We start from the raw sequence: 13,641 nt of genomic DNA, 5'->3' as shown, positions 1-13,641 counted from the left end.
CCGCGAGACCGGCGGAGGGCCTGTGAGCAAACCGAACCTGGCGCGCAGGGTCGCCGAGGCGGCGGAGATCGCGCTGACCACGCGGAAATACGTGACGTTCATCGACGTGGTGACGGGGCTGCGCTGGCTGCACTCCCGGCACGTGGACACCTGGCGGCAGGGCCGGGCCGCCACGCTGGCCGAGCTGGCCGCCGTCGACGAGGACCGCCTGCTCGCCACGGCCGCCCTGCTGAAGGAGTGGGCGCTGGCGAAGGGGCTCAGGCCGGTGGACACGCCGTACGTGGCGGGCACGCGCGACCGGCGCGAGCTGCGCTTCACCGCCGCGCACGGGCAGGAGCCGTTCCGCGTGCACTGGCTCTCGCCCGACCTCAGCGAGGCCAGGGTGCGCAGGCTCACCGAGGCCAAGGTGCCCGATCTGGTGGCGGTGGCCCCGCTCGACGCCTGGACGTGCGCCTCCTGCGGCGACACCGGCCCGTACCTGATCGTGGAGGACGACAGCCCCCACTGCCTGACCTGCGCGGACCTCGACCACCTGGTGTTCCTGCCGTCGGGGAACGCGGCGCTCAGCCGCCGGGCCAAGCAGGAGAGCGGCCTGTCGGCGGTGGTCGTGCGGTTCAACCGGCGGCGCAAGGTCTACCAGCGCGTCGGGCTGCTGGTCGAGGAGGGCGCGCTGGCCGCCGCCGAGGAGCGGTGCCTGGCCGACGAGGAGGTCCGGCTGCGCCGGCGCGAGCGCGACCGGGAGCGCAGGGCGGAGCAGGACGTCGAGTTCCAGGCCAGGATGGCGGCCGAGATCGCCCGGCTGTTCCCCGGCTGCCCGGCGGAGCGGGCCAGGGAGATCGCCGAGCACGCCGCCCAGCGCGGCAGCGGCCGGGTGGGCAGGTCGGCGGCGGGCCGGGCGCTCGACGAGGGCGCCATCACGCTGGCGGTCATCGCCTCGGTCCGGCATCTCGACACCGACTACGACCGCCTGCTCATGTCCGGCGTGCCCCGCATGGAGGCCCGCGACCTGGTCAGGGAGCGCATCGAGGGCAAGCTGGAGGAGTTCCGCCGATGAGCGACTGGCACGACGTACGCGAGAGGCTGCGGGCGTACGCGCTCGGCCTGCCCGAGACCCACGAGGACCACCCGTGGGGCGAGACGGTGATCAAGGTCAACAAGAAGGTCTTCCTCTTCCTCGGCCTGGACGAGCAGACCGAGAAGTGGGATCCGACGTTCGGCGTGAAGCTGGTGTCGGAGGCGCACGGCCACGCGCTGACCGTCGAGGGTGCGGCGCCGAGCAGCCATGGGCTGGGCAGGGCGGGCTGGGTGACCGTGCCGTTCCTGTCGGAGCTGCCGGAGACCGACGTGCTGCTCGACTGGGTGGAGGAGAGCTACCGGGCCGTCGCGCCCAGGCGGGCGGTCAAGGAGCTCGACGAGCGCCCGCCGGGCCTCAGGTGACCGCGAGGCGGGTGGCGTACCTCTCGTCCTTCCAGAGCTCCTTGTCGAGCACGTCGAGCAGCGTGGCGGCCGCGTCGTGGACGTCGGCGTAGCGGATGTAGAGCGGCGCGAAGCCGAACCTGAGGATGTCCGGCGCGCGGAAGTCGCCGTGCACCCCACGATCGATCAGCGCCCGCATCACCGGGTAGCCGTCGGGGTGGCGCAGGCTCACCTGGCTGCCCCTGGCGGCGGGGTCGGCGGGTGAGACCAGTTCCAGCGCGTCACCGACCAGGTCGACGAAGAGCGAGGTCAGCGCCATGCTCTTGGCCCGCACCTGGTCCATCGGCACCCGCTCCCACACGTCGAGCGCCGCCTCCAGCGCCGCGAACGACAGCACGTGCGGCGTGCTCACCGCGAACCGCCTGATGCCCTCGGCCGGCCGGAAGCCGGCTTCGAACGCGAACGGCTCGGCGTGGGCGTGCCAGCCGGACAGCACGTTCTGGGCGTCGGCGTGGTGGCGCGGGTTCACGTAGAGGAACGCGGGCGCGCCGGGACCCGCGTTGAGGTACTTGTACGTGCATCCGACCGCGAAGTCCGCCCCGGAGACGTCCACCTCCATGGCCCCCACGCTGTGGCAGACGTCCCAGATCATGAGGGCGCCGGCCTCGTGGGCCCTCGCGGTGACCGACGGCACGTCGTGGCGCGCGCCGGTGCGATAGTCGACCTCCGACAGCAGCACCACGGCCGCGTCGTCGAAGCGCCCCTCGGCGAGGTCGCGCACCTCGTAGCCGCCGAGCAGCCCGGCCAGGCCCTGGACCATGTAGTGGTCGGTGGGGAAGTTGCGGACGTCGGAGACGATCACCCGGCGCTCGGGGCGCAGCCGCAGCGCCGCCGCGACCGCCTGGAAGATCGCGATCGAGGTGGTGTTGCCGACCACGACCTGCCCGGGGCCCGCGCCGATCAGCGGGGCCAGCCGGTCGCCGGTGGTCAGCGGCTGGGTGTACCAGCCGGAGTGGTTCCAGCCGCCGACGAGCTGCCCGCCCCATTCGTCCTCGACGGCCTGCCGCACCCGCTCGGGCGTGCGGCGGGGCAGCGCGCCGAGCGAGTTGCCGACGAGATAGACGACCCCTTCGGGCAACATGAACTCGTCCCTGAAGGCCCGCAGCGGGTCGGCGGCGTCAAGGGCGAGGCACTGCTCCCGGTCCACTGTTTCTCCTGTCGTACGGTTACGCCGTCCCATTCTGGCCGGTCAGCCGGAGAACGCCGCGCGGACGGTGCCCAGGCCGTCGATGCGCGCCTCGAACACGTCGCCCGCCTCGACGGGCACGACCGGCCCGAGCGCGCCGGTGAGCACCACGTCCCCGGCGCGCAGCGCGTAGTCGGTGCGGCCCAGGCGGGAGGCGAGCCAGACGGCGGCGTTGAGCGGGTGGCCGAGGCACGCCTCGCCGGAGCCGGTCGAGACCTCCTGGCCGTTCCGCGTCATCGTCATCCCGGCGGCCCGCAGGTCCAGCCCGAGGAGCGAGACGGGCGTGCCGCCCAGCACGAACGCGCCGGCGGAGGCGTTGTCGGCGACGGTGTCGGCCAGCGTGATGTCCCAGTCGGCGATCCGCGAGTCGGCGATCTCGATCGCGGGCAGCGCGAACTCCACCGCCCGCAGCACGTCTGCCACCGTGAACGGCCCGCCCCTCAGGTCGCCGCCGAGCACCAGCGCCACCTCGGCCTCGGCCCGGGGCTGCAGGAACGTGCCGACCGGCACGGGCAGCCCGTCAGAGTACGACATGTCGGCGAAGAGCATGCCGAAGTCCGGCTGGTCGATGCCGAACTGCTTCTGCAGCAGCCGGTTGGTCACGCCGATCTTCCTGCCGACCAGCCGCCGCCCGGCCTCCAGCGCCCGCCGCGTGCCGATCTCCTGCACGGCGTACGCGTCGGCCGCGGTGCTGACGAGGTCCCTGATCGGCGCGCACGGCTTGCCGGTACGCGCGGCCTCGGCCAGCCGGTCGGCGGCGTGGGTGCGGGAGTCCACGGCGTGGGACCATTCGTCATGCATCGGGCTGCTCCAGTTTGATGGTGATCGTGGTGGGTTCCGAGTAGAAGTCGAGCGAGCGGACGCCGCCCTCCCTGCCGATGCCCGACAGCTTCGCGCCGCCGTACGGGGTGCGCAGGTCGCGTACGTTCCAGGTGTTGACCCAGACGAGCCCGGCCTCCAGCCGCTGCGCCACCCGGTGGGCGCGGCCGAGGTCGGCGGTCCAGAGCGTGGCGGCCAGGCCGTACTCGCTGCCGTTGGCCAGGTCGATCGCCTCGGTCTCGCTGTCGAAGGGCGCGACATGACACACGGGGCCGAAGATCTCCTCCCTGTTGAACCTGGACCATTCTGATAACCCTGTCACTACCGTAGGTTCCACGAAATATCCGGAATCACGGGGGTCGCCGAACGTGGGCACGCCACCGCCCGTGAGCACCTTGGCTCCCTCCGAGCGGGCCAGGGCGTAGAAGGAGAGCACCTTCTCGCGGTGCTCCATGGAGATCATCGGCTGCGGCTCGACCTCCTGCGCGCGGGCCGCGAGCCGGGCCGCGAACTCCTCGAAGACCGGCCGCTCCACGTAGAGCCGTTCGGTGCACAGGCACGTCTGGCCGCCGTTGGTGAAGACCGACCGCACGCTCCCCTCGACGGCCCGGTCGAGGTCGCAGTCCTCGAAGACCAGCCCGGCGTTCTTGCCGCCCAGCTCGAACGAGATCGGCTTGACCCGGTCGGCCACGATCCGCATGATCGCCGAGCCCGTACCGGCGGATCCCGTGAACGTCACGGCGTCCACCCCCGGGTGCTCGACCAGCAGCCGGCCGGCGGAGCCGTGCCCGAAGATGACGTTGACGACGCCCGGCGGCAGCCCGGCGTCCGCGCAGATCTCGGCGAGCACCGCCGCCGGGCCGGGCGTGTGCTCCGACGGCTTGACCACCACCGTGTTGCCCGCGACGAGCGCGGGCGCGAGCTTCCAGGTCATCAGCAGGAACGGCGAGTTCCAGGGGACGATCGCCGCGACGACGCCGAGCGGCCTGCGCACGGTGTAGCTGAGCACGCCGGACAGGTGGAAGGCGTCGTCGGGGCGCTGGGCGGCGATCTCGGCGAAGGCGCGGAGGTTGGCGATGCCACGCGGGATGTCGAGCCGGGTCTGGTCGAGCGACGTGCCGGTGTCGGTGATCTCCGCCGACACCAGGTCGTCGAAGCGCGACTCGACGCCCTCGGCCAGGCGGCGCATCCACCCGGCGCGCTCGCCCACGGGCAGCGCCGCCCAGTCGCGCGCCGCCTCCCTCGCCGCGCGCACCGCCCGGTCGACGACCTCGGGATCGGCCTCGTGCACCTGCCTGATCACCGTGCCCGTCACGGGGTCGTGGACGGGGAACGGCCTGCCCGCGCCCACCGGCTCGCCACCGATGAAATGGGTCAGCACGACACTCTCCTCTGTACGGATCGCTGGGCGATCGGCGGACGTCCGGTGCGTCGGGATCTCTCACGCCATCGTCTCCCCGCGACGCCGCCCGCGCCATGCGTGACCGCGTCGGGGAAAGCGCCGGGCCTCACCCTGTCCAGATGGACATCTTCCGGTACCCCTAGATCACCGTCATCATGGTCGGATGGCGCGGACGTGGGAATTGTGGGGAAACGTCATTATTGCTGGTACTTTTGCACTCCCCGTCGCCTTGCTAGCAATCTTGCTCCTCTCCCGCCACCGCGCCCGCGCCGGCCGTCCCACGCCCCTTCGCACCTCGATCGCCGACGTCGGCATAGTGGTCGGCACGGCCCCGTGGATCTGGATGATCCTCACCCCGTCCAGTGGTCGGACAGGAGTTGGACTCGTGCCGTTCACCGATCTGACAGACCTGGTGGGCGCGTCATGGGAGACGGTGTCGGTGCAGGTCGGAGGCAACCTGCTGGTGTTCGCCGCGCTGGGCGCGCTGCTGCCGGTGCGCAGCCGCGCGATGTCCTCGACGGCGCGCGTTGCGGCGGTCGCGGCGGCCTTTTCGGTCATCGTCGAAGCCCTCCAGTACGCCTTGCGACTGGGCCGATTCTCCTCCGTGGACGACGTCCTCCTGAACACCGCGGGCGCCGTGATCTTCGCTTTGGTTACTCGCCGCTGGTGGGCCGTTCGAATACCGGCTGAGACGCTTCCACGGTAACGGTCTGCTAAAACCCGCCGGAATTCACCACTTAGGCACGATCCGCTCAAAAGAAGCCCGCGACCATCCCTTCTATCTGTGCGATCGTGGACAAGACGGGGCAAGTTCTCTGGAGACGCCACAACCTGGTTGGTGACAGAGGGTGATCAAACGTGTCTGAATCCCCGGTACCCCACGAGCCCCCTATCTATCGACGCATCGCCGACGGCCTCCGCGCCCGGATCCTGTCCGGCGAACTGCGCGACGGGGACCGACTACCGGGCGAGAACGCGCTGATGGCCGAATACGCAATCGCACGAGCCACCGCCAGGCAGGCGCTTGCCGTACTGATCAACGAAGGGCTGGCGGTGCCCAAACGAGGCTCGGGGGTTTACGTGCGGCTGTTCAAACCGATCCGCAGACACGGCTCGCGCCGTCTGTCACGAGAGCAGTGGGGTGAGGGGCGGGCCATCTGGGACGCCGACACCAGAGGGCGTCCTTTCACCGTGGACCGGGTGGAGGTGGCGCTGGAGCGCGCCGGCGAGGAGGTGGCGGGCGTCCTGGAGAGCGGCGAGGTATGGGTACGTCGGCGCCGCTACTCGGTCGACACCAGACCCGTGCAGCTGGCCACCTCCTACTTCCCCGCACACCTGGTCGAAGGCAGCGCGATCACCCTCGCGGACACCGGACCGGGCGGTGTCTACGCCAGGCTGCACGATCTGGGGGTGCCGCCCGCCCACTTCACCGAGGAGGTCCGCGCCCGCATGCCGGGACCGCGCGAGCTCGCGCTGCTCGACCTGCCGGGCGGGACGCCGGTGATCGTCATCGCCAGGACCGCGTACACGTCGGGCGGGCTGCCGGTCGAGGTCAACGAGATGGTGCTGGACTCGGCGGCGTACGTACTCCAGTACGACTTCGACGCCTGATTCAAGACCATTTGTCAAGGCTAGGTTGACCTGTCCCCCTCGATCATTGAATTCTCTAGAGAGGTGCTGCATCGTCGAGGGAGATGGAGACCTCGCGTGGGGGCCCGGGAAAGGCGGACAGCGATGTCCTTCGATCGGCATCTTGCCGAGCTGGCCCGGGAGCACCCCGAGTGGACCGTCTGGCGGAGCGACGCGGGCCGCTGGTGGGCCACGAGACACCATCCGCTCAGCGCGGCGCAGCGCGCGGCCGGATGTGCGATGACCATCGACGCGGACGACCCGGACGGCCTGCGTGACCAGCTCCGGGACCAGGAGAGGCGGGCCGGCGGGCACCCACGGCGGGCCGGTCCCGCTCCTCCGTGACGCTGGTCGTGGAGCGTTCCGCGACCGGCGTCCACGAGCAGCCCGGTGCCGGGTCCAGCGTCTCGGCGGCCCCGGCACCGGGCCCCCAAGAACGAGGAGGGGCCACGAGCGCGGAAGCCTCCGACCCTATCGGGGGCGGGGGCTTCCGCCACAACGGCTACTTGCGGATCTCCAGCCGGACGGTCGCGTCGGTGTCCTCGACGACCTCGTCCACCTGCGGCTGTGGCCTGTCCTCCTCCTCGTCGGCGTCCACGATGACCCGCACCTCCTCCTGGGGGGAGGCGGGGGGCGCGGCCGACTCGGGGACCAGCGGCCCGGCCGTCGACTCCTTGCGCATGAGGTCGCCGAGCACCGAGCCGATCTCGGTGAGCCGGCGCACGACCTCGGTGTGCGTGTTGGTCAGATATTCGACCCGCCGCCCGGCCTGCTCGTCAATGGCGGCGGTGCGCTGGCGCGCGGAGCTCAGCATGGACTCGGCCTCGTTGCGCGCGGAGGTCAGCGTGGACTCCGCCTCGCTCCTCGCGCCCGTCACCAGCTGCTCGGCCTGCGCGCCGGCCGACTGCATGACCTGCTCGGACTCCGCCTTGGCGGCCGCGAGGACCCGCTCCGACTCGGCGCGCGACTCGCGCAGCAGGTCGTCGGCCTCCGTGCGGGCGGACGTGAGCTGCTCCTCGGCGTCCGCGCCGGCCTGGGCCAGCATGCGCTCCGCGGCCTGGGTCGCCTCGTTGACCCGCCGCTCGGCCTCCGCCTGGGCGGAGGTGAGGATCTTGTCGGAGGTCTCGCGGGAGGACGTCAGGAGCCGGTCGGCCTCCGTCTTGGCCGCCTCGCGCACGCTGATCGCCTCGGCCTGCGCGTCCTCGCGCTTGGCCGCCGCCTCCTCCTCGCCGAGCCGGAGGATCTGCGCGAGCCGGGGGCTGAGATCCTCGTAACTCTGCGGCGTCTCGACCATGCGCCGCCTGGCCTCCGCCAGCTCGATGCGGCCCTGCTCCGCCTGGTCGATGGCCCGGGCCAGCCGCTCTTCCAGGTCCCTTATCTGGTTACGGGTGCGGATCATGTAGTCGTGAACCTGACGGCGGTTGTAACCGCGCATCACGACTTCGAAGGTGTCCTCTTGCATCAGGTCGGGGATGCTCTCGTGCTGGTTCATCATGGGGTTACCTAAGGGTGGTTTGCGTGAGGCGGGGGAAAACTGCGGGTTGTGAGGGTCTGGCGACGAGACGTCAGGAAACGACTTTCCTGCCATCTGCCCACGTCCGCAAGCGGAACGCCATAGCCGGGGCTTGGAGCTCGGGAATTACGATGTCTCAGATGTACATCGCAGCATTGGATAACGGGGCAGTCCCGGATATACACCCCGAGGCGTACATAGCCCCTGGCGCCGTCGTGGTCGGCAGCGTTCGAGTGGGCCGGGCGTCCAGCATCTGGTACGGCTCCGTTCTCCGAGGGGACGACGAGCGGATCGAGGTCGGCGAGGAGTGCAACGTACAGGATCTGAGCTGCCTGCATGCCGACCCGGGCGAGCCGGCGATCCTTGAGGACCGGGTCAGCCTGGGTCACAAGGCCATGGTGCACGGCGCCCATGTGGAGTCGGGCGCGCTCATCGGCATCGGCGCGATCGTGCTGGGCGGCGCCCACATCGGCGCGGGCACCCTGGTGGCCGCCGGAGCGCTCGTGGGCCCCGGCAGGAAGATCCCGCCGGGTGTGCTGGTGGCGGGCGTGCCGGGGAAGATCGTACGCGAGCTCACCGACGACGACCGGGCGTCCTTCGCGCGGACGCCGGACAACTACATGGCCAAGGCGATCAGGCACCGGCAGGCGTCATCGCTTTGATCAGGACCTCGTCCGAGACCGACGCGGTGTTGAGCGCGTCGGCGTAGTCGGGCAGCTCGGGCCGCAGGAAGCGGACGAAGTCGACGGTCAGCTTCAGGTCGGGCACGCCCTTGATCTGCTTGGCGTTGGCCTTGGTCGCGTCCTTCTTGAGGGTGCTGTAGCTGTCCCAGTCGGTATAAGCGGTGATGCCCCACTGCAGCACGTCGGGGAGGTTGGACGGCCAGCGCCGCCCGACCTTCCACTTGCCGCCGTCCTCCCGGTAGAGGGCGACGAAGACGCGGCCCACCCGGCCGAGGGCGAGCTCCACCCACCCGGACTTGACGGCCAGCTCCTGGGGCTTGGAGCTGCCGTCCTGGGTGTACTTCACCTCGACCTGGCCGCTCTTGTCGGCCGTGCCGGTGGTGACCGACACCCAGTTGGGCTTGGCGTACGAGTCGGGCTGGCGGGCCATCAGGCCGCCGAGCGAGAACTTGCGCTTGGGCTGCCCGCCGTTCTTGCCCTCGACCTTGACCCTGGCGTACATGAGGATGTCGCCGGCGAGCTCCTGGTACACGAAGGGGCCGCGGAAGCCGTCGAACCAGGCCGAGGTCTTGGGCTCCATGTAGAGAGCGCCCTTCGCGGTCTTGTTGACGTCGAGCTTGGCGATGCGGTCGATGTCCTTCTCCGTGGCGCTGAGCTTGGTCCACATCGACAGGTCATTGGCGTTCTGGAACTCCGTCGAGGCCCCGCCGACCTCCCCGCCCGGCGTCGGCGGCTTGGCCCTGTCCAGCGTGAGCACGCCGGCCACGGTCTGCGACGGCTGCGCCACTGTGGCGGTGCCGCACCCGGAGAGCACGCCGACGACCGCCATGACCCCTGCTACCTTCGCCCTCATAGTGCACATTCTGCCGTGAAATACCGATGGATGATCTGAACCCGGCCACTACGATGACGCCCGTGCGACCCTGGGATGCGTTCACCGCCGCCGAGGCGGAGGTCCGCGCGATGGTCGCGGACACCCGCTGGCAGGCGCTTTCCTTGCCTGATCGTGCCCATGTCCTGGCGGCAAGGATACTGGTGACTCCCGATGGCGACAGGTGGTTGTTCGGCTCCCACGCGCGCTGGCATCTCCATGACCCCGCCGACGGCCGCTGGCACCTCGCGCCGCCTCCGAGGGGCGTGCGGGCGCGCCAGGTCGGGCATCCGGCCGCGGTCCTGCCCGACGACGTGATCCCGTCCGGGCCCGACTTCCACGCGGAGCCGGGCTCCACGCAGGCGTTCATCGGCCCCGACGTGCCGGCCGACCTCACCGAGCGGCTCAGGGTGCTGCTGCGGGCGAGCGGGCTCAAGTCGGAGCTGGACTACCCGCTGACGGCCTTCGACGAGATCTTCGCCGCCGACGTGCCGAGCACGGTGGCCGCGGTCTGGGGCACGATCATGTGGTGCGCGTACGCGCCCGCGTTCGACGGCAACGAGCGGCTGATCACCGTGTTCGGCGAGTACCTGCGCCGCTCGCTGCCGGGCGACGAGTGGGTGCGCTGGCTGCCCGCGCCGCCGCTGCTGGACCTCGTGACGCTGGTGGCCGAGCGGCAGCGGGCCGGCCGGCCCAGGGCCGCGCTGCGGCTGGCCGCCGTCATGGCCGACACGGCCCAGATCCTGCTGTCCGACACCCGGTTCAGGCCGCGGGCGCTGGCCCTGCTCACGATGGTCGAGCCCATGCTGCGCCGGCCCGGCCCCGAAGACGGCCTCACGGACGCGGAGGCGCTGCGCGCCGTCTGGCTGGAGCGCTGTCCCCGGCGGCTGTGCCGCGCCCTGCTCGCCGAGACCGACCCGGCGGCGCACTTCTCGCACGCCGTGTACGACCTGGTGGAGGCGCTGGCCTTCGCGCCCGACCCGCCCATGGCCGCCGCCACGTTCCTGGCCGACCTGTCCGACTCGAAGGGGACGCTGCCGGCCCGGCTGGACCACCGGCTCAGGCGCGCGTACGAGGAGCTGGACCGCGCCGGGCTCACCGGCACCTCAGCGGGCGAGTCGACGGAGCCCGAGGGCTTCCCCGCGGGGGGCAGGGTGCTCACCAGGCCCGCGCCGGCGGCGGAGGTCGCGCCGCCGGACCGGGCGAGCGCGGCGGCCGTGCTCGGGGCCGCGTACGCGACGGGCCTCGCCTGGGGCGCGCTGACGGGAGCCAGGCTGCCGCAGAGCGGGCTGGCGGGGCAGTCGGAGCTCGTCCGCAGGCTCATCCAGGAACGCGACGACAACCACACGCACCACACCTAAACCACAAATGCCGCTATTTCACCCTTACTCCCCCTATATCGTTCTATCACTTGAGATAGCAGACAATTCTCCGAATTGTGATCTCGGATTCGGGAAATGATCCCACCGGGGCCCCGATGATCGGAAAGGAATGACCCCGATGGGCCATGTCGCAGGAAGGCGCGTCGCCGTAACCTCGTAGAGGGTGTGGGCTGCGGAAGGAAGGACGACGCGGTGGGGCACGACGACCTGGACTCTCGGGTCCACGACCGTGTCGCGTTGGACGAGATTGCGCTCTACGCCGAGGTGCTCACGGCCGTGGCTGTCAGCGAGCGGCGGCTGACCTTGGACGAACTCGACGACGCGCTCGGATTGCGGACTTCGGCGAGCCGCTGAAGGATCAATCACGATTACTAGCCCCGGGGACCTGGTTGGCAGGTTTCCGGGGTTTCTTATAACTAGTCATTCACTCCGTACGACATCCTCCTGAAGGAGGATCGCCAGAAGGAGGGCTAAGAGCGGACGAGACGGGCGATGGCCGCTGACGCTTCCTTGACCTTCGCGTCGGCCTCCGGCCCGCCGGTGCTGATCGCGTCGGCCACGCAGTGGGAGATGTGCTCCTCCAGCAGCCCGAGAGCGACCGCCTGGAGCGCCCGGGTGGCGGCGGAGACCTGGGTCAGCACGTCGATGCAGTAGGCGTCGTCGTCGACCATGCGCTGCAGGCCCCTGATCTGGCCCTCGATCCGCCTGAGACGCGTCAGATAGGCCTGCTTGTCTCCGCTGTACCCATGCATGCTTCTACGGTACCCCGAACCGGTATGGCGGGCCTCCGATCCGGCGGTCAGCGCAGGTCCGCGATGAGCTTCTCCCACTGCTCGGCCACGTCGCCCGCCGCGTGCCGCACCGCGGTGTCCAGCGCACCCGCCGCGAGGGAGCGCCGCCTGCGCTCGTCGTCGATCAGCGCCAGCAGGGCCGCCGCGAACAGCCGTGCCTCGTCCTCCGACTCGGGCACCAGCACGCCGTTGTAGCCCGTCGCCACGAACTCCTTCGGCCCCCTGGCGCCCTCGAAGGCCACCACGGGCACCCCGCAGCCCATGGCCTCCAGCACCGCCATCCCGAGGTCCTCGCTGCGCGAGGTGGTGGCCACGATCGACGCCTTGGCGAACTCCCCCGCCAGATCGGGGGTCGTGCCCATGAAGTAGACGTGGTTGTGCAGGTCTAGGTCGCGGACCAGCGCGCGCAGCCGCCGCTCCTCCGGGCCGCCGCCGTACAGCCGCAGCCGCCAGTCGGGCCGCTTGTCCGCCACGATCGCGAACGCCCTGATCAGCCGGTCGTAGCCCTTGACCGGCACCCACCGCCCGCCCGCGGCCACGATCCGGTTGTCCATCCGCGAGCGCGGCCACGGGCCGCCGGGCAGCGCGTCCAGCACGGAGTGCACCGCGGGGCCGTCGGTGAGCAGCTTGCCCCACTCCTCGCCCGCCGACTCCGTGGCCGTCACGACGGCGTCCAGACGCGGGTAGAAGCGTTTCACCGGCCCGGGGACGGCCGGCCTGCCCCACTCCCTGGCGATCTTCAGGGTCTCGCGCGGGGCATGCCTGGCCGCCTGCACGCCGAGCCCCGGTCTGGTGGTGATCAGCACGTCGGACCTGAGGTTGCGCAGCAGCCGCCAGAGCGCCACCTCGGTGCGCACCTGCCCGTTCGGCAGCAGGTGCCGCACGCCCGGCCTGGCGTCGATCAGGCTGCGCATGGCCACGTCGGGGCCGACGGGGAAGAACGGCTTCTCCTTCTGCCTGCGTACGCTGATCACCTCGACGTCGTGGCGCTCCGAGAGAGCGGTGGCGAGGTTCAGCGTGGCGCGCACGTCGCCCCGCATGGCGTACGCCGAGGTGAGGAGCAGGCTGACCTTCATCCGCCCACCTCGATCCGCAACTCGTCGTCGGCGGTGTAGCTGGGCCTGACCGGCACGCCGTCCACCGTGGCCGAGGGATAGTGCAGGCGGCGTCTCTTGCCGTCGACGTCGTCGAGCCGCGCGCCCAGCCTGAGCGGCGTGGCCACGCCCTCGACCTCCAGCGCGGGCTCCCACGCGCCGGCGCCGGCCGAGGCGTCGGGGTCGGCGGCCACCACGTCCACGAGCGACACGGCGGCGTGGAAGCGCACGCCCTGCACGGTGGCCGTGGCGCGGATCCTGACGCTGGTCTGCCTGCGGTCCAGGGTCAGCACGGCCTCGTGGCGGAAGTCGTCGTCCTCCAGCCCGGTGTAGGCCAGCAGGCCCGTCACCTCGAACCGGCCCTCCCTGAACCAGATCGCGCGGACCTCGGCCACCGGCTCGGCCTCGGAGATCTTCAGCGCCAGGTAGCCGTTGCGGGTGCGGTACGAGCGGTAGGCGAGGGTGCGCCTGCACAGCGCGTACGCGTCGAGGTGGTCGAGCGAGAAACCGGGATCGACGCTGCGCAGCCTGCTGCGCCTGCCGTCATGGCGGAGGTAGGCGTCCCAGCGCCCGGCGGTGAGCTCCAGAGGCGCGAGCGAGACCGCGAGCGTGGCCTCGCGCGCCCGCGCCCCGGGCGTGCCGAGGCGCACGTCGCGCTCGGCCCCCGTGGTGCGATGCCTGAGCACGAGCTCGGTGCCGTCTTCCAGTGGTGCGTCGATGGCGAGCCGGAGGGCGAGTACGTCGGCCAGTGTGACTTCGGCGTCCGTCACGACGACGCCCATCACGAGCCCCCTC

At 71.1% G+C, this 13,641-nt stretch carries 16 protein-coding genes; 8 read left to right on the top strand and 8 right to left on the bottom strand.

All coding sequences use genetic code 11. The annotated features are described in order from the left end of the window. The first annotated feature begins 22 nt into the window (after positions 1–22). Together FH608_RS08005 and FH608_RS08000 are read left to right on the top strand one after the other, a co-directional pair. Positions 23–1,054, top strand: coding sequence for a DUF2293 domain-containing protein (locus FH608_RS08005; RefSeq protein ID WP_139629705.1), 1,032 nt, complete (start codon positions 23–25; stop codon positions 1,052–1,054). Next, positions 1,051–1,437: an MmcQ/YjbR family DNA-binding protein gene (locus tag FH608_RS08000; RefSeq protein ID WP_139629704.1), complete on the top strand. Its 387-nt coding sequence runs from the start codon at positions 1,051–1,053 to the stop codon at positions 1,435–1,437. The genes FH608_RS08005 and FH608_RS08000 overlap by 4 nt, the downstream gene beginning before the upstream one ends. Here the strand turns inward: FH608_RS08000 and kynU are convergent. The 3 genes from kynU to FH608_RS07985 are packed head-to-tail and all read right to left on the bottom strand — an operon-like array spanning position 1,430 to position 4,862. Further along, the gene (gene kynU / locus FH608_RS07995) at positions 1,430–2,656 is read right to left on the bottom strand and encodes a kynureninase (RefSeq protein WP_139629703.1); all 1,227 of its coding nucleotides are present in this window, start codon (positions 2,654–2,656) and stop codon (positions 1,430–1,432) included. The genes FH608_RS08000 and kynU overlap by 8 nt on opposite strands. A gap of 9 nt (positions 2,657–2,665) precedes the next feature. After that, positions 2,666–3,463, bottom strand: a complete 798-nt coding sequence (locus tag FH608_RS07990; RefSeq protein WP_139629702.1) for a 2-keto-4-pentenoate hydratase — start codon at positions 3,461–3,463, stop codon at positions 2,666–2,668. Next, positions 3,456–4,862 (bottom strand): aldehyde dehydrogenase family protein, encoded by a 1,407-nt coding sequence (locus FH608_RS07985; protein ID WP_139629701.1) that lies wholly within the window; start codon positions 4,860–4,862, stop codon positions 3,456–3,458. Before FH608_RS07985 ends, FH608_RS07990 begins: the two co-directional genes overlap by 8 nt. A 184-nt stretch (positions 4,863–5,046) precedes the next feature. Here FH608_RS07985 and FH608_RS07980 point away from each other — a divergent pair, with 184 nt between their 5' ends. The 3 genes from FH608_RS07980 to FH608_RS07970 all read left to right on the top strand — a co-directional run bounded on the left by FH608_RS07980 (position 5,047) and on the right by FH608_RS07970 (position 6,857). Next, positions 5,047–5,589 carry a VanZ family protein gene (locus tag FH608_RS07980; RefSeq protein WP_139629700.1) on the top strand — a complete coding sequence of 181 codons (543 nt, stop codon included), beginning with the start codon at positions 5,047–5,049 and terminating at the stop codon, positions 5,587–5,589. A 152-nt stretch (positions 5,590–5,741) separates the two neighbouring features. Further along, a complete protein-coding gene (locus FH608_RS07975) occupies positions 5,742–6,494 on the top strand; it encodes a GntR family transcriptional regulator (RefSeq protein WP_139629699.1) in 753 nt (250 codons plus the stop codon). 123 nt (positions 6,495–6,617) lie between these two features. After that, on the top strand, positions 6,618–6,857 hold the full coding sequence (locus FH608_RS07970; protein WP_139629698.1) for a hypothetical protein: 240 nt from the start codon (positions 6,618–6,620) through the stop codon (positions 6,855–6,857). Positions 6,858–7,014: 157 nt separating this feature from the next. Here the strand turns inward: FH608_RS07970 and FH608_RS07965 are convergent, their stop codons facing one another. Beyond that, complete coding sequence (locus FH608_RS07965) at positions 7,015–8,007, bottom strand: hypothetical protein (RefSeq protein WP_139629697.1); 993 nt, start codon at positions 8,005–8,007, stop codon at positions 7,015–7,017. A gap of 158 nt (positions 8,008–8,165) precedes the next feature. Here FH608_RS07965 and FH608_RS07960 point away from each other — a divergent pair, with 158 nt between their 5' ends. Next, entirely contained in the window at positions 8,166–8,687 is a 522-nt protein-coding gene (locus FH608_RS07960) for a gamma carbonic anhydrase family protein (protein ID WP_193318290.1), read from the top strand. Here FH608_RS07960 and FH608_RS07955 read toward each other — a convergent pair. Beyond that, positions 8,659–9,561 (bottom strand): DUF1349 domain-containing protein, encoded by a 903-nt coding sequence (locus FH608_RS07955; protein ID WP_139629695.1) that lies wholly within the window; start codon positions 9,559–9,561, stop codon positions 8,659–8,661. The two genes, FH608_RS07960 and FH608_RS07955, sit on opposite strands and share 29 nt — an antisense overlap. Before the next feature lie 53 nt (positions 9,562–9,614). On the opposite strand from FH608_RS07955, the gene FH608_RS07950 reads away from it, so the two are divergent. Beyond that, positions 9,615–10,940: a hypothetical protein gene (locus FH608_RS07950; RefSeq protein WP_139629694.1), complete on the top strand. Its 1,326-nt coding sequence runs from the start codon at positions 9,615–9,617 to the stop codon at positions 10,938–10,940. Between the two features lie 213 nt (positions 10,941–11,153). Next, complete coding sequence (locus FH608_RS51320) at positions 11,154–11,315, top strand: hypothetical protein (RefSeq protein WP_020540796.1); 162 nt, start codon at positions 11,154–11,156, stop codon at positions 11,313–11,315. A 116-nt stretch (positions 11,316–11,431) separates the two neighbouring features. Here the strand turns inward: FH608_RS51320 and FH608_RS07945 are convergent, their stop codons facing one another. From FH608_RS07945 to FH608_RS07935, 3 genes are read right to left on the bottom strand one after another with little or no spacing between them, the layout of a single operon-like run. Then, the gene (locus tag FH608_RS07945; RefSeq protein ID WP_139629693.1) at positions 11,432–11,713 is read right to left on the bottom strand and encodes a metal-sensitive transcriptional regulator; all 282 of its coding nucleotides are present in this window, start codon (positions 11,711–11,713) and stop codon (positions 11,432–11,434) included. A gap of 47 nt (positions 11,714–11,760) precedes the next feature. Beyond that, the gene (locus FH608_RS07940; RefSeq protein ID WP_139629692.1) at positions 11,761–12,828 is read right to left on the bottom strand and encodes a glycosyltransferase; all 1,068 of its coding nucleotides are present in this window, start codon (positions 12,826–12,828) and stop codon (positions 11,761–11,763) included. After that, positions 12,825–13,628: a hypothetical protein gene (locus FH608_RS07935; RefSeq protein WP_139629941.1), complete on the bottom strand. Its 804-nt coding sequence runs from the start codon at positions 13,626–13,628 to the stop codon at positions 12,825–12,827. Before FH608_RS07935 ends, FH608_RS07940 begins: the two co-directional genes overlap by 4 nt. Positions 13,629–13,641 lie beyond the last annotated feature (13 nt).

The organism is Nonomuraea phyllanthi, assembly GCF_006334985.2.
GTDB lineage: Bacteria > Actinomycetota > Actinomycetes > Streptosporangiales > Streptosporangiaceae > Nonomuraea > Nonomuraea phyllanthi.
The sequence above is the reverse complement of the archived record's forward strand: the minus strand, read 5'-3'. Positions and strand labels throughout refer to the sequence as shown.

Coding starts and splice junctions, on each gene's coding strand:
- FH608_RS08000 (WP_139629704.1), top strand. CDS start 1,051: ATGAGCGACTGGCACGACGTACGCGAGAGGCTGCGGGCGTACGCGCTC.
- kynU (WP_139629703.1), bottom strand. CDS start 2,656: ATGGGACGGCGTAACCGTACGACAGGAGAAACAGTGGACCGGGAGCAG.
- FH608_RS07990 (WP_139629702.1), bottom strand. CDS start 3,463: ATGCATGACGAATGGTCCCACGCCGTGGACTCCCGCACCCACGCCGCC.
- FH608_RS07980 (WP_139629700.1), top strand. CDS start 5,047: ATGGCGCGGACGTGGGAATTGTGGGGAAACGTCATTATTGCTGGTACT.
- FH608_RS07970 (WP_139629698.1), top strand. CDS start 6,618: ATGTCCTTCGATCGGCATCTTGCCGAGCTGGCCCGGGAGCACCCCGAG.
- FH608_RS07965 (WP_139629697.1), bottom strand. CDS start 8,007: ATGATGAACCAGCACGAGAGCATCCCCGACCTGATGCAAGAGGACACC.
- FH608_RS07960 (WP_193318290.1), top strand. CDS start 8,166: ATGTACATCGCAGCATTGGATAACGGGGCAGTCCCGGATATACACCCC.
- FH608_RS07955 (WP_139629695.1), bottom strand. CDS start 9,561: ATGAGGGCGAAGGTAGCAGGGGTCATGGCGGTCGTCGGCGTGCTCTCC.
- FH608_RS07950 (WP_139629694.1), top strand. CDS start 9,615: ATGACGCCCGTGCGACCCTGGGATGCGTTCACCGCCGCCGAGGCGGAG.
- FH608_RS07945 (WP_139629693.1), bottom strand. CDS start 11,713: ATGCATGGGTACAGCGGAGACAAGCAGGCCTATCTGACGCGTCTCAGG.
- FH608_RS07940 (WP_139629692.1), bottom strand. CDS start 12,828: ATGAAGGTCAGCCTGCTCCTCACCTCGGCGTACGCCATGCGGGGCGAC.
- FH608_RS07935 (WP_139629941.1), bottom strand. CDS start 13,628: ATGGGCGTCGTCGTGACGGACGCCGAAGTCACACTGGCCGACGTACTC.